Below are 25,531 nucleotides of genomic sequence, written 5' to 3'. Positions count from 1 at the left end.
ATTACACCAGTGTGAAGGATTTATGCGATCAAGTCAACACGCGTTGTACAGGTCTTTGAGCCGGCCGATAAGCACCGTCCTGGCGGCCCTGCTATTGAACGCCAGCCCGGCGATGGCCGCGCAGAACCTGCAGCACTGGGTCGCCACCTGGGGTGCGGCGCAACAATTGCCGGAACCGGCGAACGAACTGCCCGCGGAGCACTGGCGCGACGCCAGCCTGCGGCAGATCGTACACTTGTCGCTGGGAGGCAGCCGCTTGCGGGTCCGCATCAGCAACGCCTACGGCAGCGCGCCATTGGTGGTGGAAGGGGCCAGCATCGCGCTGGCGCAGCCGGGAAAGGCCGATATCGACGCCACCACCCTGCGTCCGCTGACCTTTGACGGCCGCGGCACCGTGATGATCCCCTCCGGCGCCGAGTATTACAGCGACGCCGTCGACATGACCGTCAAGCCGGCCGCCGACCTGGCGGTTTCGCTGTATTTCAAGGGCGAACCGGCGCGCCAGACCGGCCATCCCGGTTCGCGCGCCGCCAGCTTCCTCGCCAAGGGCAACCGCGTGATGGACGCCGCCTGGGCGGACGCCGGCAGCATCGCCCACTGGTATATGCTGGCCGATGTCGAGGTCCGGGCCCCGGCCACGACCGGCGCGCTGGTGGTCGTGGGCGACTCGATCACCGACGGCTACGGCGTGGCGCCGGACAGCAACACGCGCTGGACCGACGCGCTGTCCGCGCGCCTGCGCCAGAGCGGCGCGGCGATCGGCGTGGTCAACGCCGGCATCGGCGGCGGCCGCATGCTGCGCGACGGCCTGGGCACCAGCCTGGCCGCCCGCTTCGATCGCGACGTGCTGTCGCGCGCCGGCGTCACGCACGCGCTGGTGCTGATCGGCGTGAACGATTTGGGCAGCCAGCACCGCAACACGCCGGACCTGCCGGCCGACCGCCAGCAGCTGCTGGCCGACCTGCAAACGGCCCACCGCCAGCTTGCCGAACGCGCCCACGCGCACGGCATCTGCCTGATCGGCGCCACGATCACGCCCTACAAGGCCAGCGGCTACTACCATCCGGAAGCGGAAAACGAAGCAGACCGCCAGGCGCTCAACGACTGGATACGCCATTCCGGCGTGTTCGACGCGGTGGCCGACACCGACGCCGCGCTGCGCGATCCGGCGCAACCGCAGCTGATGGCAAAGGACTACGATTCCGGCGACGGCCTGCATCCATCGGCCGCCGGCTACCGCGCCATCGCCAACGCGGTGCCGCTGGCCGCGCTGCGCAGCTCGTGCAGGGAGGCGCGATGAATGCCATGGCCGCGATCCGCGCGGCATCCGTTGCGGTCTGCGCGCTATTGGCCGCAACCGGAGCACAGGCGGCAACGGATGCCGTCTACACCAATCCCGTTCTGAGCGGCTTCCATGCCGATCCCAGCGTCTGCCGCGTCGGCGACGACTACTATCTCGCCACCAGCAGCTTCGAATACTTCCCCGGCGTGCCTATCTATCACAGCAAGGACCTGGTGCATTGGCGCCAGATCGGCCACGCGCTGACCCGCGCCAGCCAGCTGTCGATGGCGCACACCCGCAGCTCGCAAGGCATCTACGCCCCAACGCTGCGCTGCCACGGCGGCACGTTCTACATGGTGACCACCAATATGGAGGGCGGCGGCGCCTTCTACGTTCACACCAGGGACCCGGCGGGACCATGGTCGGAACCGGTCTGGCTGAACGACAAATCGTGGGGCATGGACCCGTCGCTGTTCTTCGACAACGACGGCAAGGTCTACTACACCCGCCATGGCGGCGGCGAACATGGCGGCGTCTATCAGGCGCAGATCGACCTGGAGGCCGGCAAGCTGCTGGAGCAGCCACGCCTGATCTGGCCTGGCACCGGCGGGATATGGCCCGAAGGTCCTCACCTGTACAAGCACGATGGCCTGTACTACCTGATGATTTCCGAAGGCGGCACCTCGTACAACCACAGCCTGACGATGGCGCGCTCCAAATCGCCGTTCGGACCGTTCGAGGCGGCGCCCTCGAATCCGATACTGACCCATCGCGGCCACCCGGAACTGCCGCTGCAAGCCACCGGCCACGGCGACCTGGTGCAAACGCCGGACGGCAAATGGTGGGTGACGCTGCTCGGCATCCGTCCGCAATCGCAGCGCCATCACCTGGGACGCGAAACGCTGCTGGCCCCGGCCAAGTGGAACGAGCAGGGATGGCTGACGGTGAACGACGGCGCGCCGCTGCAGTTGACGATGCCGACGGCAGGCCTGCCGCCATCGGCGCCGTGGCCCGCCGAGCCGGTGCGCGACAACTTTGACGCGCCCACGCTGGCGCTGCAATGGACGCAATTGCGCGGCCCCGGCGATGGCCTGTGGTCGCTGGGCGAGCGCGCCGGCGTGCTGCGGCTCAAGGGCAGCGACGTGACGATGAACGACGTCGCGCAGCCGGCGTTTATCGGCCGCCGCCAGGAGCATCTGCGCATGCGCGCCGCCACGCAGCTTGAGTTCCGTCCGGACTCGACTTCGCAGGCGGCGGGACTGGTGCTGCGCCAGAACGAAAAAAATTATTACGAATTGCGCGTCACCGGCGCACCGCAGCGGCGGCTCGAACTGATCACCCGCGTGGCCGGGGTGACGGCGCTGCAAGCCACGGCATCGTTGCCGCCGGGCGACGACCCGGTCGTGCTGCAGGTGGAATCCTGGCCCGACCGCTACGAATTCAGCTACAAGACTGTCGCAGGCGACAACGCGCCGGCAACGCGGATCGGCGTGGCGGCCACCGCTCCCCTCACCTCCGAACTGGCAGGAGGATTCACCGGCGTCTTCATCGGCATGTACGCCGAAGGTGCGGGCAAAAACAAACCCATGCCGCCTGCGGATTTCGCATGGTTCGATTACCAGGCCATAGAAAAATAACACCATGAGACATCACTATATGGCGGCAGGGGCGCTGATGGCGGCCCTGCTGTCGCACGCCCTGCCCGCGCAAGCGCTGGGCGAAAAACGGCTGGCCTTCTTCGATCACCCTCCGGCCGGCGCTGTCGCGCTGGCGCAGGCCGGCCATGCCGCCAGGCTGTACGTCGATCCGTCCGATTATCCCGGCGTGCTGCGCGCGGCGGGCGACCTGCAGGCCGACATCGGCCGCGTCAGCGCGGCCAAGGCGACGCTGACCAAGGGCCTGCAGCCGGCCGGCGCGGACGTGGTCATCATCGGCACCATCGGCAAGAGCGCACTGATCGACAAGCTGGTGCACTCGGGAGCGCTGGACGTCTCCGCGATCAAGGGCAAGTGGGAAGGCTGGCAGGTGCAGACGCTGCGCAATCCGATGCCCGGCGTCGAGCGGGCGCTGGTGATCGCCGGCAGCGACAAGCGCGGCACCATCTTCGGCATCTACGAGATGTCGGAGCAGATCGGCGTGTCGCCGTGGAACTGGTGGGCCGACGTGCCGGCCGCGAAGCACGCCAGCATCTACGCCTCGTCCGCGACCGCCACCAGCGACGCCCCGGCGGTGCAGTATCGCGGCATCTTCCTCAACGACGAGGCGCCGGCGCTGACCGGCTGGGTCAAGCAGCGCTATGGCGGCTTCAATCACCAGTTCTACGAAAAAGTCTTCGAGCTGATACTGCGCATGCGCGGCAACTATCTGTGGCCGGCCATGTGGGGCGAGGCTTTCTACGACGACGACAAGTTGAACGGCCAGCGCGCCGACGAATACGGTGTCGTCATCGGCACCTCGCACCACGAGCCGATGATGCGCGCGCACGATGAATGGCGGCGTTACGGCGGCGGCAGCGCCTGGGACTACAACCGCAGCGCCGACAAGCTGAAGGAGTTCTGGGCGCAAGGCCTGCGCAACGCCGGCAGCGGCGAAAAGATGATCACGGTCGGCATGCGCGGCGACGGCGACGAGCCGATGTCGCGCGAGTCGAACGTCTCGCTGCTGGAGCATATCGTCGACGACCAGCGCTCCATCATCGCCAGGGAGATCAACCCGGACGTGGCCAAGGTGCCGCAGGTATGGGCGCTGTACAAGGAAGTGCAGGACTACTACGAGAAGGGCATGCGCGTGCCGGACGACGTGATGCTTCTGTGGTGCGACGACAACTGGGGCAATATCCGCCGCCTGCCGACGCCGGCGGAACGCCTGCGCTCGGGCGGCGCCGGCGTCTACTACCACTTCGATTACGTCGGCGGTCCGCGTTCGTACAAGTGGATCAACGTCACCCCGCTACCCAAGGTATGGGAGCAGATGCACCTGGCCTGGCAGTACCAGGCCAACCGCATGTGGATCGTCAACGTCGGCGACCTGAAGCCGATGGAAGTGCCGATCGAATTCTTCCTGACCTATGCGTGGAACCCGGCCGCCTGGCCGGCGGAGCGGCTGCCGGAGTACCTGAAGCTGTGGGCGGCGCGCGAATTCGGCCCCGAACATGCGGACGATATCGCCGACGTCGTGGCCAAGTACGCCAAGTACAACGGCCGCCGCAAGCCGGAGCAGCTGGAGCCCACCACCTACAGCCTGGTCAACTACGGCGAGGCCGAGCGCATCGTCGCCGAGTACAAGGACATCGCCGCACGCGCCGAGAAAATCTCCGCCGCATTGCCCGCCTCGCGGCGCGACGCCTTCTACCAGCTGGTGCTGTATCCGGTGAAGGCCGGCGCGGTGGTCAACGAGCTGTATGTCACGGCGGGCATGAACCGCCTGTACGGCCTGCAGGGACGGGCATCCACCAACGACCTGGCGGCACGGGCGCGGCAGCTGTTCAGGGAGGACGCCGAACTGGTGCGGCGCTATCACGAGGATATCAGCGGCGGAAAATGGGATCACATGATGTCGCAGACCCACCTGGGCTACACCTATTGGAACCAGCCACCGCGCAACGTGATGCCGCCGGTGACCGAGATGCAGGTGCCCAAACAGGCCGACATGGGCGTGGCGGTGGAAGGCAGCGAGCAGGTATGGCCAGGCCCGGACGGCGACAAGCTGTCGTTGCCGGCGCTGGACGTGTTCGAGCAGCGGGCGCGTTTCGTCGAGATCTTCAACCGCGGACAGCAGCCGTTCGACTACACCATCACCGCCAGCGAACCGTGGATCACGCTGGACAAGCCCAGGGGCAAGGTGCTGCGCGAGCAGCGTGTGCAGGTTGGCGCCCGCTGGGCGGAAGTGCCGGATGGCGTGACGCAGGCGACGCTGACAGTTACAGGTCCCGACGGCGGCAAGGCCACGTTGAAAGTCCCGCTGCGCAAGCCGGCCGGCGCGGCGCCTAGCGGCTTTGTCGAAACCGGCGGCGTGGTGGCGATGGAGGCGGAGCACTACAGCCGCGCAGTGCCGGACGGCCAGCGCACCTGGCTGCGCATCCCCGACCATGGCCGCACGCTGTCCGGCATGACGGTGCTGCAGCCGGCGGCGCCGACCGGCGCTGCGGCGGACGACACGCCGCGCATGCGGCTGGAATACGAGATGCATCTGTTCAGCGCGGGAACAGTCGGCGTGCAGGCGACGCTGGCGCCTACCCAGAAGTTCCAGCCCGGCGCCGGCCTGCGCTACGCCGTGTCCTTCGACGACGAGGCGCCGCAGATCGTCAACATGCACGCCGACGCGACGGAAAAGGCGTGGGAACGCAGCGTATCCGACGGCGCGACGGTACTGAGCTCGCGGCACAAGATCGCCGCGCCGGGCCAGCATACGCTGAAGTTCTGGGCCATCGATCCCGGTGTGGTGCTGCAAAAGCTGGTGGTCGATGCGGGCGGCCAGCGCAACAGCTATCTGGGTCCGCCCGAAAGTCCGAGACGCTAAGCCGTCAGGCCGCGCGCTGCGGCATCGCCTCGATGGCGGCGGCGATGGCGTCGCGCAGCGGCTTGGCGCGCAGCTTGTCGTCGAAAGGCGTCGGGCGCATTTTCAAGCCATCCGTGCGCGGCGCTTCGTCCCATGTCTGCAACCAGCTGAAGTTGTCCGCCATGCCCCACATCAGGAAGTCGCGGCACTGCGGATAGCTGAAGGTCACGTCCAGGTAGTCCTTGGCCAGGGCCGCCACGCCGACGTCGCGGGCCTTGATATCGCCCGGCAGCTTGCGGTCGTTGACGTCGAATTCCGTGATCAGCAGGTCCAGTCCCATGCCGGTGACTTCGTCGAGGAACTTGCGCCACTCCAGCTGATGCGCGGCGCCCGTCCCGCCGCTTACCTCGTCCCACGAGCCGATATGGCTTTGCAGGCCCAGCGCCTGCACCGGCGCGCCGCGCGACTTCAGGTCGTGCAGCAGCTTCAGCACGCCCGCGCGGTGCTTGGCGCTGCCCTCGTCGGCCCGCATGTAGTCGTTATAGACCAGTTGCGCATGCGGCGCATACTCGCGCGCCAGCCGGAACGACAGCTCGACCTGCTCCAGCGCGCCCAGGCGTTCGGTGAAGACATTGGCGCGCAAGGCGCCGGTGGCCGGATCGACCGCCTCGTTGACCACGTCGTAGCTGTGGATGTCGCGCCCGAAATGGCCGCACACCGCCTGGGTGTGCACCCGCAGCAGCCGTTCCGCCTCGCGCGCGGGCTGGCTGCCGAAATCGTGCTCGTTGACCCATTTCGGCAGCCATTTGGCGGGCTCCCAGATCAGGTTATGCCCGCGTATCAGCATGCCCTGGCTTTTGGCCCACGCATACAGCTCGTCGGCCGGCGCGAAGTTGTACTGGCCCTGGCGCGGCGCCAACGCCTGCCACTTGCCCTCGTTGTCGGCCACGATCATGTTGCACTCGCGCGCCATCAATGCCCTGTAGCCCGGATCGCGCAAGTCGCGAGTGCCGATGGCGTTGCCGATATTGAGTCCCTTGCGCTTGCCCAGCACTTTCAGGGGCGTGGGACCTGCTTCGGCACCCAGCACGTCCGGCAGCGGAAGCAGGCCGGCGGCCAGCATCGATAAAACATTACGGCGAGAAATCGTCATTGTTACACTCCAAGGTAAAAATGTTCGCTAACATCGTGGCATAATCAAATGGTTACGCTAACATAATGCACCAAAATGGAGACGGTATGCGGAATTTTCTCAACACCCTGTTGGCAGCGGCGCTGCTTGCGCTATGCGCCAACGCGTCGGCGGCCAATGCTCCGGCCACCGTACCGGCCGACGAAGACGGCTATCAACTGTGGCTGCGCTACCGTCCCTTGCCGCACGCGGCGCAGGTTCGCCTGGGCGCGCAGGCCCGCAGCATCGTCCTGAGCGGCGCTCCGTCGCCGACCACCCAGGCCGCGCTGGATGAACTGCAAACGGGCCTGGCCGGCATGCTGGGCCGCGCCCCCGCGCTGTCCGCCAAGATACAGGACGGCGCGCTGCTGCTGGCCACGCCGGCCACGCTGCCGGAGCTGGCCGCCGGCGCCTCGCCGCTGCGCGCCGAACTGGCCGCCCTGGGCGCCGAAGGCTATCTGCTGCGCCGCACCCGCCTGCAGGGCCACGAGGTCACGCTGATCGCCGCCAACAGCGACACCGGCCTGCTGTACGGCGCCTTTGCCTGGCTGCGCGCCGCGGCCGACGGCAAGGCGCCGGAGGCGTCCTCCGCGCCCAAGCTGCGGCTGCGCGTGCTGAATCACTGGGACAACCTGGACCGCACGGTGGAACGCGGCTACGCCGGCGCCTCGATCTGGGACTGGTGGGCGCTGCCCGACATCAAGGACCGCCGCTACACCGACTATGCGCGCGCCAATGCCTCGCTGGGCATCAACGGCACGGTGCTCAACAACGTCAACGCCAAGCCGGAGTCGCTGACCGCGCAGTTCATCGCCAAGGCCGCCGCCGTGGCCGACGTGCTGCGCCCCTACGGCATCAAGGTCTATCTGTCGGCGCGCTTCTCGACGCCGCTGGAGCTGCACGAAACCTCCACCGCCGATCCGCTGTCGCCCGAAGTGCAGGCCTGGTGGCGGCGCAAGGCCGACGAGATCTACAAGGCCATCCCGGACTTCGGCGGCTTCCTGGTCAAGGCCAACTCCGAGGGCCAGCCCGGCCCGCAGGACTACCACCGCAGCCACGCGGACGGCGCCAACATGCTGGCCGCAGCGGTCGCGCCGCACCACGGCATCGTCATGTGGCGCGCCTTCGTCTACGCGCCCGGCGCCGAGAAGGCATCGGACCGCGCCAAGCAGGCGTGGGACGAATTCAAGCCGCTGGACGGCACTTTCGCCGCCAACGTGCTGGTACAGGTGAAGAACGGCGCGATCGACTTCCAGCCGCGCGAACCGTTCCATCCGCTGTTCGGCGCGATGCCGAAGACGCCGCTGATGATGGAGTTCCAGGTCACCAAGGAGTATCTCGGCTTCTCCACCGACATGGCCTACCTGGGCACGCTGTTTGAGGAGACGCTGCGCAGCGACACCAGGACCTCGCCGCAGGGCGCCACCGTGGCGCAGACGCTGAGCGGCATGGCCGGCGTGGCCAACATCGGCACCGACCGCAACTGGACCGGTTCCCACTTCGACCAGGCCAACTGGTACGCCTACGGGCGACTGGCGTGGAACCCGCAGGCCTCGGCGCGCGATATCGCCACCGAGTGGGCGGCGCAGACCTTCAGCGCGGATCCCGCCGTCACCACTCCCATCGTCGACATGATGATGCTGTCGCGCGAAGCGGTGGTCGACTACATGACCCCTCTGGGCCTGCACCACATGATGGGCACCGGCCACCACCACGGCCCGGCGCCGTGGGTGGCCAACCTGGAGCGGCCGGACTGGAACCCGGTCTACTACCACCGCGCCGACCGCAACGGCATCGGCTTCGACCGCACCGCCAGCGGCAGCAACGCGCTGGCGCAGTACGCGCCGGAGATCGCCCGCCAGTACGCCGACCCGCACACCACGCCGCAGCAATTCCTGCTGTGGTTCCACCACCTGCCGTGGGATTACACGATGCCGTCCGGCCGCACCTTGTGGGCCGAACTGTTGACCCGGTACGACACCGGCGTCGCGTCCGCAAGAAATCTGCAGGCGCGCTGGGCGGCGATGCGGCCGCTGATCGACGCCCGCCGCCACGCCGAAGTGGCGCAGCGCCTGGCGCGGCAAGTGGACGACGCCGTGCTATGGCGCGACGCCTGCATCGCATACTTCCAGTCGGTGTCCGGTTTGCCGCTGCCGCCGGGCGTGCGCCCGCCGGCGCTGCCGCTGGCAAGCTACCAGGCCATGCGCTTCCCTTACGCACCGGGGCATTGAACAGCATGTTCGGCTCGGCCTGCGCCCTGTCAGGCCCTGCCTGCCGGGGGCATTCCGCCCCGGCAGGCAGGGCCTTGTGGTAAAGTCTGACGCTGAACTTAGCTTCACTTTTCAAACAAGGTTACGAAGGCAGATGACAAGCAATAAGGTGAAACCGAAGGCGGAGCCGGTGGTGGAAATCCGGTCGCAGGCGCCGACCATGTCCGATGTGGCCAAATTGGCGGGCGTCTCGCCGATGACGGTGTCGCGCGTGATGAACGGCGATACCAATGTCCGCGACAAGACCCGGCAACGCGTCGACGCGGCGGTGGCCGCGCTGAACTACGTCCCCAACCAGGCCGCGCGCCGGCTTGCCGGCTCGCGCCCGATACGGGTTGGTTTCCTTTACAGCAATCCCAGCGCCGGCTACCTGAGCGAATTCCTGGTCGGCCTGCTGAACCAGGCCAGTCCCAACAACGTCCAGCTGGTGGTGGAAAAGTGCGAGGCCGACGAACACGGCATCGAGCAGGCGCGCCGCCTGATCGCCAACGGCGTCGACGGCATCATCCTGCCGCCGCCGCTGTGCGACACCCCGAACCTGATCGACCTGATCGTCGCCTCCGGCACGCCGGCCGTGACGGTGGCCTGCGGCCAGCCGGACGCCCGCGTCGGCGGCGTCAGCATCGACGACTTCAGCGCCGCCCATGCGATGACCTGCCACCTGGTGTCGCTGGGCCACCAGCGCATCGGCTTCGTCATCGGCCATCCGAACCAGACCGCCAGCGCGCGCCGGCTGGCCGGCTTCAAGGCCGCCATCGCCGAGAAAAACATCCCCAGTTCGCCGGAGCTGATCGTGCAGGGCATGTTCACCTACCGTTCCGGCCTGGACGCGGCCGAAGTGCTGCTGGGCCTGGAGCAGCGCCCGACCGCCGTTTTCGCCAGCAACGACGACATGGCCGCCGCCGTGGTGGCGATCGCCCACCGACTGGGGCTGGACGTGCCGGGCGACCTGACGGTGGCCGGCTTCGATGACACCGCGCTGGCCAGCACCATCTGGCCGGAGCTGACCACGGTGCGCCAGCCGATCACCGACATGGCGGCAGAGGCGGTGCAGTTCCTGGTGCACCAGATCCGCGCCAAGCGCAACGGCGAGCCGGACGCGCCCAAGCACGCGGTGATCGACTACAAACTGATACGCCGCCAATCCGACGCCGCGCCGCGCCTGCGGCCATCGACCAAGGTGGTGGCCAAGCACAAGTAATACGGCTGCGAACGGGAGTCTATAACGTAGGCCGGGCCCAGTCGTAAATTTCCTTGGCCAAGCCATCGGGAGTATCCCCGCTGACGACGCGGAAACCATCCTGTGCGAGCTTCCAGCTTTGCTCGCCAACGACATTTTCGATGCGGTCCCATTCGCTGCGTTCCAGTTTAGCCCGCTCAGGCAACATCAGGAAAACGCCCTTGTCGTCCATGTGCTTTAACCGCGCAAACGTCGTCAAATCGAGATTCGCTCGCAGCAGGTTCATTTCGACCCTATCCACGGTTTTATAGACGGCGGAAATGACACTGCCGCAAGCGGTGTCAGTCTTAATGTTCACATCCAGAAAATGCGTACGATCCCCATCCGGTACTGGCACGCCGCCTTTCGCATCAAGAACAATCCGTTCGAAGTCACTACCAGCTATCGACTTGAGCGCCTGATTAACCAGATGTCTGACAGAAGGCGTATCCAGCGATTCAAATTGGCGAATGCGACCCGACGATGTACCGGGCTCAAGCACCACGACGTCGTGGTACAGGCGCTCAATGATGGATTCAGCAGATACTCCCGATGTATGGACAGGGATAGAAAGTTGGAGGTTGGCCGATCCGAAATCGACCTCCTCAAGCAAGACTCCACGTTGCGCAGCTTGACGCAGAACTTCCTCGGCGTGTCCAAGCATATCTGCAACCAGTTTTTTGGGGAGCTGTCCGGAATAAATGCATTCAAACTTTTTGAAGTCGCTAAGCAAATGGTAATGCAGGCGCTGTTGGCTTGCTTGAACCACGACGCCCACAGTAAAGCGCTGTGGAGCAAACAAGTCTGGCTGCAACTCCAGAGTGGACCAATGACCTAAAAAGGCAGATGCCGGAACCGATACCGTGACCGCATCAAGGTGTCCGAACGGCTTGTCTTGGCTGAAGAAATTAATATTCATACGATCACCCCTAGTTCGCCAGCTAACCAACCAATCTGCGCACGCAAGGCAAGGAAGGTTTCAATCTCCGTCCACAACTGCGCGGAGAGCGCAGGATCAGGAACAATGTCCGATACGAATTTTACACCGACAGTTTTCATCGCCTGGATCGCGATGGCGTGCTTTTCTGCCGCCAAGGCCATGTCGCACTGAAACCTGTGCAACTGGCTGGCGGGAAGCCGCAACCGCGCCTCTTGCAACAGGCTGTTGAGGGTAAACTCCAGTCCATAGTACTTACGCCACACTACGTCGTGCAAAAGAGATTCATGATCGATGGCGATATATTGGCCATCTCTGGATCGAATAACATTTCCGTAATTCCGGTCCCGATTATCGGCCCAATAATCGAATGCTGCGATCACTGGCGTGTTTTTCGCGTGGAGACATCTGGCCCGCGCCAACCAAAACATCCATCTGTTAACTTGCGACACAGCATTGCCTTCAACAACTTCAACGCACCATGCCAAGTATTCAGGATAGCCGGCAACAAACGCTGGCAGCGTCATTGACTTACCAAGCTCGACAAGCGGCACACGCAGCACTGCGGCAAACGCAGGTACGTTGACCCCCGCCGCCTGCGCCAGCAGCCAACCCAATCCCTCGCACAACAAACCGGGGCGAGTCGACAAATCCATCAACTTGACAACGCACTTATGCTCCTTGCCGTCCACTCCTTTAACGATAGCGAAATGGATCGCCCCTTCGTTTAAGGTTTTTCTCTTCGGTGCCCAGCGATATTCAACCCAGGCGGAGGATGGCAAGATCTGCAGCATGGCTTCATGGAACCGCAACTCGGCCCCTAGCGATGAAAGCCCCAATCTATATTGATTAAAAGAAAATATCAAGAACGACAGGACTTGGCCACCCGCTGGTTTTTTATACAGTGTAGCTCAAATTAACCCGAAGTACTCATGCAGGGCTGCGGCTACCGCTGATTCAGTTGATCCAGTATGTGCCGGGCGGCCGTCACTCTTTCGGCGCCGGGATAGCTTTTGTTTGCCAGCATCACGATGCCCATCCTCTTCCCCGGATTGAACAGCGCATAGGCGCCAAAGCCGCCGGTTGATCCGGTCTTGTGGATCAGCACATCCGCTTGCGGTGGCATCGGCGGCACCAGCCTGGTTGCGGCATTGGTTTCAAAGACCATTTTTTCGGAAACGCCCGCCAGCATGCGATCGAGCTTCGACGCGGCGGGATATTGTTCCCAGATCAGATCCTGCGTGAGTTCGCCCGTCTTGAAGTAGGCGGTGTGGGTGCCGGTGACCGCGCGCTGCAGCTTGTCGTCAAGCTTGACGACGCCCATGTTGGCGTCGATAAAGCGGATCAGGTCCGCGGCATCGGTCTTGACTCCGTAAGCCTCCGTTGCCAGCACTCCCGGATTGACCCTGACCGGTGCATTGGCCTGGTTATAGCCTTGCGCGTAGTTCTTCATCTCCGCCGCCGGCACGTCGATGTAGCTGTGATGCATGCCGAGCTGCGGGAACAGCTTGTTTTCCATCGCCTCCGCAAACGGCATGCCCATGCTTTGCGCGGTGATGATGCCTAGCAGGCCGATGCTCAGGTTGGAGTAGGTCCTGGCGCTGCCCGCCGCAACCCCGGGCTTCCAGTCCTTGTAGTACGCCATCAGCTGATCATAGGTCTCGACATGGTCGGGAACCTGCATCGGGAAATCGCCGGCCGTGTGGGTGCCCAGATTGAGCAGGCTGATGTTGTCGAAGCTGCTGCCGCGCAGCTTGGGCATATGCCGGCTGACGCTGTCGGTCAGCGCAAGCTGGCCGTTGACCTGCGCATAGGACGTCAGTGTCGCCGCCATGGTCTTGCTCAGCGAGCCGATCTCGAACAAGGTATGGCTGGTAACGGCTTGCCCGGTTTCCCTGGACGCCAACCCGTAGTTGAAGAAATAGTTCTTGCCGTTGGCGGTGACGGCCACCGCCATTCCCGGAATATCGTATTGCTTCATCAGCGGCTCGATGGCGCGGTCCACCGTATCCTTGAGCAGCAAGGCCGGCAATTCCTTGAGGAATTCATCGCGCGCCAGCACGCCGGCCGACACGTCCTGCGGCTGCGTCGCGTCCCTCTGCATCAGGTGCGCAAAGACGAAGGTGCGCGAACCTTTCGACGCCCATCCGACATACCAGCCAAAGCCGGAAGCCGCGCCGGTCTTGCCGTTGATGCGCCAGCCTGCGGGAGGCTGGCCGAACTGCGTCAGCCGGGCCGTCATGTCGTAGGCATGGGCGCTCACGCCCAGCCGGCGGTTGACGATCTTGTCCAGGAACGCGAGCTGTTCCAGCGGCGAGATCCGCAGCGAGGAACCTATCCACGACATGGTCAGTCCGTCATTTTCCGCGTCGCCCGAGACGTCGGCATTCCCGTAATTGAATTTCCGCGTGTATTCGGCGAAGCGCTGCATGCCCAGGGATTTTGTCACCTGCTGTGAATACCATACGACCGAATCGCTCATCCACTTGGCGGGATCCGTCGCTTCGCGCCAGCTGGGTCGCCAATCGACATAGCCCGGGCGGAACGGCAGCTTCGGCGTGTGCGCATCCTTGAGGAAACCGGAGTCGTAGCCCATCAGGCTGATGGCGATCTTGAAGGTCGACGCCGGCGTCACCTGGCGCTGGCAGTCGCCGCGCTGGACCAGCATCGCGCCGGTGCCGGCTTCGGCAATGGCGGTGCACACTTCGGTGGCATGGACTGCTGAAGTCCAGACGAGGCTGCACAGCGCCCCCATGACCATGTGGCGAAAATTCATACTGCTGTCTCCTTGTTAAAGCGCGTCCAGTTGCGCCGGCAGATCGCGCAGGAAGGCTTGCTTGGCGCGGGGGCCGGCGGCGGCTTGCTGCCGGTCCTCCAGCACGAGGCGGGCGAACACCACCTTGCGGCTGCCCTTGGTCGCCCAGCCGACGAACCAGCCGTAGCGGTGTTTCTCGTCATCGCGGCCGTTGGCCAGCACCGGCGCGGCGGTGCCGGTTTTCCCGTGGATCTCCCAGCCGTTGGGCAGGGCATCAAGTTCGGTGAGGCGGGCCGTCATCTCATAGGCATGTTCCGACAGCGGCAGCTTGCGGTTCAACATGTTGCTGAGGAAAGCCACCTGTTCGACCGGCGATATCTTCAGGCTGGAAGCTATCCACGACATCGCGAGGCCATTGTCCTTGCCGGCATCGCCGGAGACATCGCGGTTGCCGTAGTTGAGACTGTTCACGTAGCGCTGGAAGCGCTCGGCGCCCAACTGCGAAGTCACCTGCTGGGCATACCACACGGTCGAATTCCGTATCCAGCTGGTCGGGTCGGTGGTTGCGCGCCATGACGGGTTCCAGTCCGTATAGCCGGCCTTGAACGGCAGTCTCGGCGTGTGCTCGTCGCGCAGGATGCCGCTGTCGTAGCCCATCAGGCTGACGGCGATGTTGAACGTCGACGCGGGCGTGACGCGTTCGTCGCAATGGCCGTCGTGGACCAGCCGCTTGCCGCTGTCTGCATCCGCCATCTCGGTACAGCTGAACGGCGTTTCCGTTGCCGGCAGCACGGCCTGCGCCAGCGGGGCGATGCGCCACGCGAAGGCCGGCTGGAAGGCGAGGCTGCCCGCGAACACTGCCGCCAGGCCGGCCAGCGCGGCGCATCGGGCCCATGGGCCGCGCGGCGCGGCGGGCTCGCGTATCAGGCCGATGCGCGCCGCCACGGTGCTCGCGCTGACACCGCCGAAAGCAAGCGTGGCGTTTACCTGGCGATGCTGCAGTTTCAATTGAGCGATCAGCGCCGCCGCATAGGCTTTGCGTTCCGTCTGCGGACGGCCACGCAGCACATCGCGGTCGCAGCCCAGCTCTTGCGCCCACGAGAGCTGGGCGCGCAACAAACGCATGCAGGGGTTGAACCACAGCAGCGTTTGCAGCAGCAGGCCGACGCTCATCCATTGCAGGTCATGCCGCCGCATATGCGTCAGTTCATGCTCGACGATCATCCGTTGCTGGCCAGCCTCAAAGCTGCGCAGGTGACGCGGCAGCAGCAGGCGAGGACGGAACAGACCGAACAGCATGGGCGAGATTGGCGCGTCCACTTCGATGACCGCCAGCGCGGGCGTACCGGGCGCGGCAAAGCCGTCGTGCTGATTCAAGACGGACAGCCGGTGGCCTGCCGCGGCGAGGCCATTCAATGTCCGGCGCCCCAGCCACAATCTGGCCAGCGCATAAGCCAGGCCGAGCGGATATAGCAGCAGCCAGGCTTGCGCGCCGATGGCGAGCCAGGAGCGATAGTCCGCCTCCGTATTCGCCGCGCCGGCCGGGTTGGCGGCGGCAGTCGGCGTGCCCGTTTTGCCGGGATCGGCCAGATGCGCGGCCACATTGTCGGACAGTTCTATCGGTGGAATCAAACGCAGGCGTTCGCTGTGCGGCAGCAGGATCACCAGGAAAGCCGCCACAACCGTCGCCTGGCTCAGCAGCCACGTCGAGCGTTGCAGGGAAAACTCGGGCAGGCGGCGGCGGAAAGCAACCAGCAACGTCCACACGACCAGTCCCACGGCCACAGAGCCGCAGCTGGCCAGCAGGAAGCGTAAAGCCAGCAGGTCGGATGGCGTCATTTGGCGCCGTCCTCGCCGGTGGGCCAGTCGTTCAGCAACTGCTCGAGCTGCGCCAGCTCATCCTCGTCGACGAGCTTGCTGCCGGTGAACATATTGGCCGGCAAAGGCGCATCCATCTCCATCACCCGCCGGCTGAAGTCGCGCGCGAACGCGGCCAGCGTGCCGACCTTCTCAAGCGCCGCCTCATATACCTGCACACCGTGCAGCGTGCGCTGCCTTACCGAGCCCTTGTCCAGCATGCGCTCCAGGGTCTTGCGCGTGGACGAGTACGACCAGCCCAGCTCCTCCTCGACCTGCTCGTGGATTTCGCGGGCGCTGAGCGGCTGCTGCCGCCATAAGGCCTTCAACAGAGTAAGCTCGGAGATCGAGGGGATGGCCATTTAAGTTCCTTTGCGATACACGTCGCCATTGTGCGACATATGTCACAAATAATCAAGGATGGCATTATCCGAATGTTTCCCCGGAAAAATAGAGACGCTATGACCAAACTCGCAATTGCGTGCATGCTGTCCCTCGCGCTGACGCTGCCGGCGGCGGCCCAACAGGAGCCCCGTACGGACTCCGGCCTGTCGATGAAGACCTGGACGCCGGACAACGGCAACGGCAGCTATACCAATCCCCTCTTCTACGACGAGCTGGCCGACCCCGACCTGATACGGGTGGGCGAATGGTTCTATCTCACCGGCGCCACCATGCACGCGATGCCCGGGCTGCCGCTGTTGCGGTCGCGGGACCTGGTCAACTGGGAATTCCTCGGCTATGCCGCCGGCGAACTGGATCTCGGGCCGAGCTACCGGCTGGAGCGCGGCAGGAACATCTACGGCCAGGGCATCTGGGCGCCCAGCCTGCGCCACCACAACGGCGTGTTCTATATCTTCGCCAACGTGAACGGTCGCGGCACCTGGATGTATTCCGCCATCAATCCGAAAGGACCGTGGACGCACTGGAAAATGAAGCGCAGCCTGCAAAACCTGTCGGTATTGTTCGACGACGACGGCAAGGCTTATGCTGTCTGGGGCCTCCAGCAACTGCGCATCGCGCAATTGACCAATGACCTGAGCGATATCGTGCCGGACACGGAACGCGAGCTGTTCACCAAGGCCGACGGCATGGGCGGAAACGCGCACTTCTACAAGGTCAACGGCAAGTACTACATCGTCAGCGCCAATGATGCGGGCGGCACCATGCCGGCTGCGCGCGCCGACCATGTCTACGGACCGTACGAAGTAAACCCGGCGATCAGCAAGGAGGAAGGTTTCGGCATGGCCGGCGGCTACCGGCTGAAGAACAGGCAGTATCCGTTCGAAGTCGTGCCGCCCAACCCGGCGTCGCGCGCCATGACGGCCATGCACCAGGGCGGCATCGTGCCGACCGAGGCCGGCGAATGGTGGGGATTTTCAATGATGGACTATAACTCGGCGGGCCGCCTGCTCAGTTTGTCGCCGGTGACCTGGCAGGACGGCTGGCCCTACTTCGGCCTGCCTGGCAATCCGGGGCACAGTCCGCGCACCTGGGTCAAGCCGCGCACAGCGCAAGCGCAGCAGATCGCGGCGCCGTTCGTGCGCAGCGACGATTTTTCCGAGCCCGCGCTCAAACCCGTCTGGCAATGGAACCATGCGCCGGTTGAAGACAAGTGGTCGCTGAGTGAACGGCCGGGCTTCCTGCGCCTGCGCTCGATGCAGGCGGCGTCGTTCTGGGAAGCGCGCAACTCGCTGACGCAACGGGCAATCGGGCCGGTGTCCGTGCCGACGGCGGCGCTGGACGCATCCGGGCTGCTGGAAAACGACGTGGCCGGCCTCGGCCTGCTGAACCTGCCGTATGCCACGCTGGCGGTGGAAAAGAAGAATGGCAAGCTCGCCTTGGTGCTGTTCGATCAGGCACGCAACCAGTCCACGCGCATCGGCATCACCTCCACGCGCGTGTGGCTGCGCGCCGAATGCGACTTCCGGACCGAGAAAGCACGCTTCAGCTATTCGTTCGACGGCGAGCGCTTCCAGCCCATCGGGCAGGAATTCACGATGATCTACCAGCCCGTCACCTCGCAGGGCGTGCGCTACGCACTGTTCAACTACAACACGGGCAAGCAGAACGGCGGCGCCGCCGACTTCGCCAGCTTCGAGGTCTACCAGCCCTACCCTCACGGTTTGACGCGGCCCATTCCGTATGGCCAGGTGATACAGCTCGCTTCCTTCAGGGGCTCGGCCGGGCTGGCCGCGCGCGGAGAAGCGCTCGTCAACGCGGCGCCGACGCCGTTCACGATATTGGATCTGGGCCTGGGCCGGGCCGCGCTCCAGTCCGGCAACAGCTATGTGACCATCGCGGCCGACGGCAGCGCCGCGCTGCAGCCCGCCCAGTCCGGCGTGACCCAAGCTTTCCAGTGGACAGAGACGCCGACGGGCGAGCTGGTGCTGATGTCGCTGCTGACCAACCGCTTCCTGCGCATCGACCCGCGGACCGGCGCCGTCCGCGCCGACGCCCCCGGTCCGCTGCCCGACGGCAGCGACGGCGCCCGCTTCATCTGGTCCAAAAAATAATCAGGGAGGCGCAGTGCGCTTAGGCTCCCACAGCTCGATCTTGTTCCCCTCGGGATCGAGCACCCATGCGAAGCGGCCGTTCGCATCGTCGGCGCGCTTCAGGATGGCGACGCCTTTCGTGCCCAGGCGCGCGAGAAACGCATCCATATCGTCGACCGCGTAGTTGATCATGAACTCGCTGGTCGACGGCGCGAAGTAGCTGGTCGTGGCAGGGAAGGCATTCCAGATCAGCGCCGGAGGATGGTTGGGCGCATCGTAGCGCAGTTTCGCGCCGCCCCACACTTCCAGCGGCATGCCCAGCACATCGCGATACCACGCCGCCAGCGCCTTGGGATCCTTGGCCTTGAAGAATATGCCACCCACGCCGGTAATGTGTCCGGCGGGTTCCGCAGACGCAGAGACGCCCGGACCTGTCATCATGAGCACGCCCAGGCACAGCACCACTATTGCTCGTATTTTCATCGTTGCTCCTTGCAGTCATCGTTCATGGCTCAGGCAATAGCCTGTATCTCCACCCCGTCCATCGCGTAGCGGGCATACAGGAAGTCGCGTATGCCAACGACGTGGTCGCCGGCAAATTCCAGCGCCACGAAATACGCCGGCGTATCAAGCGATACGTTGCGGTCAAACACCAGCATCGCGGCGCGGCCGTCAACCACCGCCGGCGAGAACGCCCATTGCACGGCAATGGCATAGGCGCCGAAGTATTCGCCGACTTCGCTCTTGCCGTTGCGCCGCAGCTTGGTCACGAGCTCAAGTCTGACATCATCGGCCAGCATGGCGCGTACCGTGTCGAAATCACCGGTCTTGAATCCCTCCACATAGGCAAGCAGCCGGGCGCTGACGGCGCCGTCGATAGCGGGCGGTGCCGGCTCGCCGGATTCGCCGGCCACCACGCGCAGCCGTTCACGTCCCCGCTGCAGCGCCGACTTGACGGCCGCCTCGCTGGATGCGGTGATCAGCGCCGCCTCCCCCAGCGAATGGCCCAGCACGTCCTTCAAAATCACCGCGCTTCGCTGCAGCGCCGGCAGCCGCATGAAACTGCGCAGGCAGGTCGCGGCAATCTCGGGATCTGGGACTTCGGGAGACGCCAATGTGGCAAGCTCGCCTTCGTCCTCCATCACCGGCGTGCGTGCGCGCTGCCGCAGGAAATCCAGCGACGCGTTGTGGGCGATTCGATAAAGCCAGGCTTGGGGGTTGTCCAGTCCGTCAAAGGACGCGCGCGCGGCAAATGCTTTCACGAGCGTATCCTGGACGATGTCTTCGCCATCGACCACGGACCCGGTCATGCGGGCGCAATAGCGATGAAGCCTGGGCCGCATCTCACCGAGCAGTTTTTCAAAATCCTGCGCCACATCGTTCATTGCTGGCCGCCTCCACGTCCGTCGATACCGGGTACGAGTTTATCAAACTATCAAGCCCTGGCCGCCTCGACGACTTCGCCCATGATGGGGTCGATCGTGGCGAGTGCGGCGAGCTTGGGGTAGTAGGCGACCATTCTGGGGTCGGTGCGCATCGTGTCGACCGCCGCGACGTCACGCCATTGGGAATGGATGACGATGCGCGTTCCATCCGCACTCGCGATCAAGTCGGTGGCAATCCACCCGTCCAGCGTACGGATCACCGTGTTGATATTGTCGCGCAACATGTCCAGCACCTGGCGCTGGTTGGCGGGGTCGATGGTCAGGGGAATCATCAAGGTTGTCATAGTTCGTCTCCGGTTGGGCAGGCCCGCCAATCGGGCCTGTTATGTGTATGACGACGAAGCGGGGCAAAACGGATCGGTCTGGGAAAAAATAATTCTGTGCGCCCCAGGCGCCATACGGCTTCGATCGCCGCGCTCAGGACGCCGCCGATAGACCAGGCGGCCCACCGCAGCGCAAAGGCGACGAGGTAAGCCTTCAGGCCGAAACTGTAGTATTCGCCGTAGGCAATATGTTGATGCAGGTGGAACGCGGGTATGGCCAGCGCCAGCGGAAGCAAGACGAACTTGGCCAGTGGAAGGTCGAGTTTGCGACGACGCAGCGCCAGGCGGGCCCGCGCATGCACGCCCAACACCGCGCCGGGCTGCTCAAGCGCGGCGGCAAACGCAAGGCGACGGTCCAGCGCCAGACCGTAGCGCCAGCGCTGGCCCGAAGCCAGCCGCAAGGCAACGCCGGCGGAGGCAAGCGGCAAACGCCATAACTCGACCGCGGCAATGTCGCTGTCTCGAAGGGACCAGAGAATGTCTCGACAGGACCGGTCCCCTGTCGCGCGATGATCACAGCGGCTTGGCTTACTGATAAATGCTGAAAGCGCTGCCCACAAATACTCCTGCGCCGTACTGCTTGGTGTCGCTGCGGTAACCGAACTTCAGGCCGCCGTTCAGCTTGCCATCGGAGTTCTTGATCAGATAGAGCGGCAGTTCCACGCTGGTTGCCGGTTGAGCGAAGTCACGGGTGATGGTCAGGCCGACAGCGACATTACCAAAGTCGTGGCGCACATCAAAGGCAAGCAGCTTCTTGGTCTTGCGTACCGTAGCGCCCAGCGCGCCGGATGCACAGCTAACGCTGCTGACCCCGGTAGGCGCGACGACAGGGCAAAGCACTCCTTCCTTGCCGTCCTCATAGCTGCGTTGGTATTTGGCGCTGATGGAGTAAATGGTGTTGCTACGATCCGGACTCAGCGCATAGTAGGCACCGACCGACCACGGGTGCTCCTTGCTGCTTTCCTTCGCCAGCGTGTCGGTGTTGACATAATCGTGAGTGGGGAAACCGACTTCCGCGCTGGCGCCCCAGATCTGCGGTGGCATGGCAGCATCGCCCCAGGACAGGCGCTCCCAGTCCTTTTGCTGCTTAGGCGTGCCGTATTTCTCTACGTCACTGCTGTCGCATTCGATAGGCTGTTCGGCCTTGGGATCGGATGCCTTCTTGTCCTCCTTTGCCTGTTTTTTTTTAAGCACGACAGCACAGATCTGGTCCTTGGCAGCTCGTTCGGTCGCCAGTGCCGGCCGAAAGGATGCGCTGAAGCTGCTGTACTGGAACGCTACGCTGCTGCCTGTGGCCAAGCCATCCAACGTCAGCAATTCAGTGGTGTTGCGCTTGCTAAGAGGCGTACTGAACAACAAGCTACCGGTGCTAAAGCGCGCGAGCCTGTCTCCGTTTGGCAAGAGCTGACCCTCGGGTTCCGAAACATAACGTGAGAGCTTCAACGTGACTTGGTCATCCCCTTTACCGGCGCGCAGCTCCACTCCCGGTGCCAGTTGGGATGGATCTTTGAGGCCGCCGCCCGCTGGCAACACGGCTTGGCTAAGCTCTTGGCCGGTGGCGTGTATTCCTGACAGCGCCGCCAGCAACAAAATTATACGCGCGGCCTTCATGGCTTCATCCGTCCATAGCCGGCTGCCTTTTGTTTCGTCGCCGGTATGGCGCTGGACTTGGTCAGAATGTCCTTGCTGCCGTTGTTGGCAGTCATATCGAGCTTGTCGCCGCCATTACCCCACATCCACCAGCTGAGGATATGCTCTTCATTTTGCTCCAGCATGGCGCTTGCATTGCCATTCGTGATGGCCAACGGCGAATCATCAACGTACGCGGTGTAGCGCAAGGTGGGACTCGACGGCGTGAACTTGAAGGTGACTTTGACTGTGGGCATGAGTATCTTTCTGGTGAGGTTACTTATGTCGAGCTGTAGGAGCAATCCTACATGACGTGAAATTGTCAAATTCTCACCAAATGTCATTTTGATAAAAATCTGACCCTTCGCGCAACATGTGCTTTGGCCACGTGCCCCCATGGCAAAGTGACTTAACAAGTTGTAGTTACAGAAAGATTTCCGCTCGTGCGAGCTGGCTGCTATGCTGTACGTTGTTCATTTGCAACTGCGCGTGGTGCTCCATTGCGCCGCAATCTCCCGGCATCGACCCACTGATCAGTATCGACTGACGATATGAATATAGCCTCGTTTCCGCTCGCCACACCGCCCTACCAGCTGATACGCAGCTTGGGCGAAGGCGGCTATGGCCAGGTTTTCGAGGCCTGGGATGGCCTGTTGCAGCGGCGAGTTGCAATCAAGCGTCTCAAGGCAGTGTCCGCTGCCCACCATCCATACCGGCTGCTGGACGAGGCCAGGGCAGCGGCATCGCTGCGGCATCCCGCCTTCGTCAAGATCTACGCCTTCGATGACGAAGCGGAAGAGCAATCCATCGTCATGGAACTGGTCGAAGGCCAGACCCTGGGTCAACTGATCCGCGACACCGCGTTGGCGCCTGCGTCGGCGCTGGCCATCGCCGGCCAGATCGCCGACGCGATGCGCGAGGCGCATCAGGCGCACCTGGTGCATGGCGACCTCAAACCTTCCAACCTGATGTACGAACCTTCCGGCAGCGTACGCATCCTCGACTTCGGCCTGGCGCGCCAGATCGACCCGCTGGCGACACAAAGCGCGACCACCGGCCAGCTCCACGGCACCATCGCCTATCTGGCGCCGGAGCGGCTGCTGGGCGCAGCCGCCAATCCATCCAGCGACATCTATGCGGTGGGCGTGGTGCTGTACGAATTGTTGACCGGCCACCGCCCGCTGGCCAACCTGAGCGGCCTGGCGCTGGCCGCAGCCCAGCTCCAGACCAGTTCGGAGCAATGGCAATTCCCGCCGCAACTGCCTCCCGCAGTGACCGCACTGGTGCAAGCCATGACCGCCCGCGACCCGGTGCTGCGCCTGTCCAGCATGCAGGCGGTGCGCGCCGCGATCGAGGCGCTGTCCACCGGCACCGCCCTGCGGCGACCGCGCCGCATCGGGCCCATCCCCTTGCTGGCCCGCATCCGCCGTGGCCGCGCTGGCCGGGCCGGGCCGGCGGCGCTGGCCGCAGCCATCCTCGCAGCTGTCCTGTTGGCCAGCGCCTGGCATTTGGCCGGCTCCGTGCCCGCCTTGCCGTTTTCCACCGCGCGCAGCATGGCCGCCGGCCTGGACGCCTTGCGCAGCGCCGACCGTAACGGCAGCCTGGACACGGCCATCGGCCATTTCAATGCCATCCTGCTGCGCCAGCCGCATCACGCCGGCGCAGCCGCCGGCTTGTCGCTGGCCTATAGCCTGCGCTATTTCGGCGAAGGCCGCGACGAGGTCTGGCTGGCCCGCGCCGATGCCAGCGCACAGCAGGCGCTGCAGGACGATCCGCAACTGGCCCTGGCGCATACCGCGCGTGCCTGGGTACTGGAATACCAGGGCCAGACTGCGCAGGCACTGCAGGAAGAACAAGCCGCGCTGCAACTCGACCCACTCGATCTGTTTGCGCAATGGGGCCGGATCGACCTGCTGATCAACTTGCGCCGTTACGCGGAAGCGCGCCAGGCGCTGACCGGCGCGATGGCCGCCCACCCGGAGCAGCGCCTGCTGTACGACCTGAGCGGCCGACTGCATTTCCAGCAAGGCCAGCTGCCCGCCGCCGAGCAAGACTTCCGCCGCAGCATCGCGCTGGAACCTGACCTGAGTTACGCCTACGCCAATCTGCATGCGGTGCTGCTGCGCCAGGATCGCGCCGAGGAAGGCCTGCAGGTGTTACAACAGGGCTTGCAGGTCCATCCCAGCAGTCGCCTGTACAGCAGCCTGGGCACGGCCCTGTTCTACCGTGGCGATTACCTGGGTGCACAAAAGAACTTCGAACTGGCCGTGTCGTCCGGCCGCGGCAGTCCCAACCAATACCTGTATTGGGCCAATCTGGGCGATGCGCTGCGCTGGCTGCCGGGACGAGAGGCCGATGCGCGCCAGGCCTATCAGCAGGCGGCGGCGCTGTTGCAACCGCTTTTGGCGCGCTCCAGCCACAACGCCACCTACCAGTCACGCCTGGGCTTGTATCTTGCCAAGCTCGGCAACGGCGCGGCCGCCGCGGACTGGACGCGGCGCGCGCTCCAGGCCGCGCCGGACAGCGCCGACGCGCATTTCAGGGCCTGCCTAGTGTATGAAATCAGCGGTAACCGCAGTGCCGCACTGGTCCAGCTTCAACAGGCCCTGACACTCGGCTACCCTGCCCACCTGATCGCCATGGAACCCGACTTGCTGGCACTCCGGCGCGATCCTCTCTACCGTCACCTCCACCACGAAAGTGTCAAATGAGTATATTGAAAGACGTCATGCTGACGGTCGGTTTCGATGCCGACCAGATCAGCGACCAGCTTGCGTTCAAATTTGCCTCGACAGACGGCCAGCAGCCAGTCCATCCGACCGGACTGTTTGAAGGCGAAATCTATTTCTGCCAAGGCGAGATCTTCCACATTCGCGTCATTGGCAGCGGCCGCCAAGCCAGCTTCACGGGCTACCAGATCATCGATTGCTGCGTGGTCACCAGGCCCCTGGTGCTGCAGGTCCAACCCGGCAAGACCCCGCGCTACGCGCCACCCGGGCCATTTACCCAGCAGATCGGCGCCAGCTACCCGCTGGCACTGGACTTCACGTCCGATGCGGTCGACGACAAGAAGCTGCGGCTGGTGACACAAAACTGGAAGCACACCCTCGATGTCGGCAATGTGCTGGGCCGCTGGGAAATGTCCTTGCTGCTCACCGTGCGCATCTTCCGCGGCATCGATATGCAGGATGAGATACGGGTCTTTTCATTCGATCCGGAAACGGAGGTCGGTTCCGGCCGCGGCAGCGATGAAGACGGCCATCCCTGAACGCTGACTAGGCCAGCAGACCGATCAGACGCGCATGCCGGCGCAAGGCTTCGCCGGGCGTGCGCAGCACGGAGGCGCATTTTTGCCAGTCCTGTGCGTACTGCGCCAGCACCTGGCGCAGTTCTTCCACGGGTATCGATTCGACGCGGCGGATTTGCGGATGCGCCTGCAGCAGCTTGTACAACGACGGCCGCGAGATACCCAGGGCCCGCGCCGCGCCCAGGATTTGCCAGCCATTGCTCTCCATCGCATCGACGATCTCTTGTTCGCCCAGCGCTTCCAGCCGGGTGCGGGCCGGTTTCGGCCGGGTGGCGGCCGGCGCCGCGGCAACAGGCGGCCGCTCCGGCGGCGGCGCCGCTGCCGCGACCGCCGCCAGCGGCGGC

The 25,531-nt window shown here is 64.4% G+C and carries 20 protein-coding genes and 3 pseudogenes; 8 read left to right on the top strand and 15 right to left on the bottom strand.

Annotated elements, in window-relative coordinates; translation table 11 throughout:
- Positions 1-55: 55 nt before the first annotated feature.
- Genes ABWW33_RS22600 through ABWW33_RS22590 form a run of 3 tightly spaced genes read left to right on the top strand, consistent with a single transcriptional unit; the run spans position 56 to position 5,800 of the window.
- Positions 56-1,300 (top strand): SGNH/GDSL hydrolase family protein, encoded by a 1,245-nt coding sequence (locus tag ABWW33_RS22600; RefSeq protein WP_353403845.1) that lies wholly within the window; start codon positions 56-58, stop codon positions 1,298-1,300.
- A complete protein-coding gene (locus ABWW33_RS22595) occupies positions 1,297-2,919 on the top strand; it encodes a glycoside hydrolase family 43 protein (RefSeq protein WP_353403844.1) in 1,623 nt (540 codons plus the stop codon). The genes ABWW33_RS22600 and ABWW33_RS22595 overlap by 4 nt, the downstream gene beginning before the upstream one ends.
- A gap of 4 nt (positions 2,920-2,923) precedes the next feature.
- Positions 2,924-5,800 (top strand): glycosyl hydrolase 115 family protein, encoded by a 2,877-nt coding sequence (locus ABWW33_RS22590; protein ID WP_353403843.1) that lies wholly within the window; start codon positions 2,924-2,926, stop codon positions 5,798-5,800.
- Between the two features lie 4 nt (positions 5,801-5,804).
- Here ABWW33_RS22590 and ABWW33_RS22585 read toward each other — a convergent pair whose 3' ends face one another.
- A complete protein-coding gene (locus ABWW33_RS22585) occupies positions 5,805-6,932 on the bottom strand; it encodes an endo-1,4-beta-xylanase (protein ID WP_353403842.1) in 1,128 nt (375 codons plus the stop codon).
- Between the two features lie 86 nt (positions 6,933-7,018).
- Here ABWW33_RS22585 and ABWW33_RS22580 point away from each other — a divergent pair, with 86 nt between their 5' ends.
- Together ABWW33_RS22580 and ABWW33_RS22575 are read left to right on the top strand one after the other, a co-directional pair.
- The gene (locus tag ABWW33_RS22580) at positions 7,019-9,181 is read left to right on the top strand and encodes an alpha-glucuronidase family glycosyl hydrolase (RefSeq protein ID WP_353403841.1); all 2,163 of its coding nucleotides are present in this window, start codon (positions 7,019-7,021) and stop codon (positions 9,179-9,181) included.
- A gap of 133 nt (positions 9,182-9,314) precedes the next feature.
- Entirely contained in the window at positions 9,315-10,421 is a 1,107-nt protein-coding gene (locus ABWW33_RS22575) for a LacI family DNA-binding transcriptional regulator (RefSeq protein WP_353403840.1), read from the top strand.
- 19 nt (positions 10,422-10,440) lie between these two features.
- Here the strand turns inward: ABWW33_RS22575 and ABWW33_RS22570 are convergent, their stop codons facing one another.
- The 7 genes and pseudogenes from ABWW33_RS22570 to ABWW33_RS22550 all read right to left on the bottom strand — a co-directional run bounded on the left by ABWW33_RS22570 (position 10,441) and on the right by ABWW33_RS22550 (position 16,350).
- Positions 10,441-11,358, bottom strand: a complete 918-nt coding sequence (locus tag ABWW33_RS22570) for a hypothetical protein (RefSeq protein WP_353403839.1) — start codon at positions 11,356-11,358, stop codon at positions 10,441-10,443.
- The gene (locus ABWW33_RS22565) at positions 11,355-12,170 is read right to left on the bottom strand and encodes a hypothetical protein (RefSeq protein ID WP_353403838.1); all 816 of its coding nucleotides are present in this window, start codon (positions 12,168-12,170) and stop codon (positions 11,355-11,357) included. The genes ABWW33_RS22570 and ABWW33_RS22565 overlap by 4 nt, the downstream gene beginning before the upstream one ends.
- 152 nt (positions 12,171-12,322) lie before the next feature.
- Positions 12,323-13,381: pseudogene (ampC, locus tag ABWW33_RS33150) on the bottom strand (class C beta-lactamase); the annotation flags it as partial.
- 12 nt (positions 13,382-13,393) lie between these two features.
- A pseudogene (blaOXA, locus tag ABWW33_RS33145) lies at positions 13,394-14,152 on the bottom strand (class D beta-lactamase); the annotation flags it as partial.
- A gap of 15 nt (positions 14,153-14,167) precedes the next feature.
- Positions 14,168-14,989, bottom strand: a complete 822-nt coding sequence (gene blaOXA / locus ABWW33_RS33140) for a class D beta-lactamase (protein ID WP_444551011.1) — start codon at positions 14,987-14,989, stop codon at positions 14,168-14,170.
- Positions 14,990-15,124: 135 nt separating this feature from the next.
- Positions 15,125-15,970, bottom strand: a pseudogene (locus tag ABWW33_RS33135) (M56 family metallopeptidase); the annotation flags it as partial.
- Positions 15,967-16,350 carry a BlaI/MecI/CopY family transcriptional regulator gene (locus ABWW33_RS22550; RefSeq protein WP_176653068.1) on the bottom strand — a complete coding sequence of 128 codons (384 nt, stop codon included), beginning with the start codon at positions 16,348-16,350 and terminating at the stop codon, positions 15,967-15,969. The gene ABWW33_RS22550 and the pseudogene ABWW33_RS33135, both read right to left, overlap by 4 nt.
- 99 nt (positions 16,351-16,449) lie before the next feature.
- Here ABWW33_RS22550 and ABWW33_RS22545 point away from each other — a divergent pair, with 99 nt between their 5' ends.
- On the top strand, positions 16,450-18,504 hold the full coding sequence (locus tag ABWW33_RS22545) for a family 43 glycosylhydrolase (RefSeq protein ID WP_353403835.1): 2,055 nt from the start codon (positions 16,450-16,452) through the stop codon (positions 18,502-18,504).
- Here the strand turns inward: ABWW33_RS22545 and ABWW33_RS22540 are convergent, their stop codons facing one another.
- The 6 genes from ABWW33_RS22540 to ABWW33_RS22515 all read right to left on the bottom strand — a co-directional run bounded on the left by ABWW33_RS22540 (position 18,505) and on the right by ABWW33_RS22515 (position 22,137).
- Positions 18,505-18,966, bottom strand: coding sequence for a VOC family protein (locus tag ABWW33_RS22540; RefSeq protein ID WP_353403834.1), 462 nt, complete (start codon positions 18,964-18,966; stop codon positions 18,505-18,507).
- A gap of 29 nt (positions 18,967-18,995) precedes the next feature.
- Positions 18,996-19,868 carry a sigma-70 family RNA polymerase sigma factor gene (locus tag ABWW33_RS22535; protein WP_353403833.1) on the bottom strand — a complete coding sequence of 291 codons (873 nt, stop codon included), beginning with the start codon at positions 19,866-19,868 and terminating at the stop codon, positions 18,996-18,998.
- A 50-nt stretch (positions 19,869-19,918) separates the two neighbouring features.
- Positions 19,919-20,212 carry an antibiotic biosynthesis monooxygenase gene (locus ABWW33_RS22530; RefSeq protein ID WP_353403832.1) on the bottom strand — a complete coding sequence of 98 codons (294 nt, stop codon included), beginning with the start codon at positions 20,210-20,212 and terminating at the stop codon, positions 19,919-19,921.
- Positions 20,209-20,679: a hypothetical protein gene (locus ABWW33_RS22525; RefSeq protein WP_353403831.1), complete on the bottom strand. Its 471-nt coding sequence runs from the start codon at positions 20,677-20,679 to the stop codon at positions 20,209-20,211. The genes ABWW33_RS22530 and ABWW33_RS22525 overlap by 4 nt, the downstream gene beginning before the upstream one ends.
- A 100-nt stretch (positions 20,680-20,779) precedes the next feature.
- Positions 20,780-21,862, bottom strand: a complete 1,083-nt coding sequence (locus ABWW33_RS22520; RefSeq protein WP_353403830.1) for a hypothetical protein — start codon at positions 21,860-21,862, stop codon at positions 20,780-20,782.
- Positions 21,859-22,137 carry a hypothetical protein gene (locus ABWW33_RS22515; RefSeq protein ID WP_353403829.1) on the bottom strand — a complete coding sequence of 93 codons (279 nt, stop codon included), beginning with the start codon at positions 22,135-22,137 and terminating at the stop codon, positions 21,859-21,861. Before ABWW33_RS22515 ends, ABWW33_RS22520 begins: the two co-directional genes overlap by 4 nt.
- A 294-nt stretch (positions 22,138-22,431) precedes the next feature.
- Here ABWW33_RS22515 and ABWW33_RS22510 point away from each other — a divergent pair, with 294 nt between their 5' ends.
- Positions 22,432-24,591, top strand: coding sequence for a protein kinase domain-containing protein (locus tag ABWW33_RS22510; RefSeq protein WP_353403828.1), 2,160 nt, complete (start codon positions 22,432-22,434; stop codon positions 24,589-24,591).
- Positions 24,588-25,148: a hypothetical protein gene (locus tag ABWW33_RS22505; RefSeq protein WP_353403827.1), complete on the top strand. Its 561-nt coding sequence runs from the start codon at positions 24,588-24,590 to the stop codon at positions 25,146-25,148. Before ABWW33_RS22510 ends, ABWW33_RS22505 begins: the two co-directional genes overlap by 4 nt.
- Before the next feature lie 7 nt (positions 25,149-25,155).
- Here ABWW33_RS22505 and ABWW33_RS22500 read toward each other — a convergent pair.
- Positions 25,156-25,531 (bottom strand): helix-turn-helix domain-containing protein (locus tag ABWW33_RS22500; protein ID WP_353403826.1); only part of this gene is annotated, 376 nt, incomplete at its 5' end.

The organism is Duganella hordei (assembly GCF_040369125.1).
In the GTDB taxonomy this organism is placed as follows: domain Bacteria; phylum Pseudomonadota; class Gammaproteobacteria; order Burkholderiales; family Burkholderiaceae_D; genus Rugamonas; species Rugamonas hordei.
Note: the sequence above shows the minus strand (reverse complement) of the source record. Positions and strands in the feature narration are given on the sequence as shown.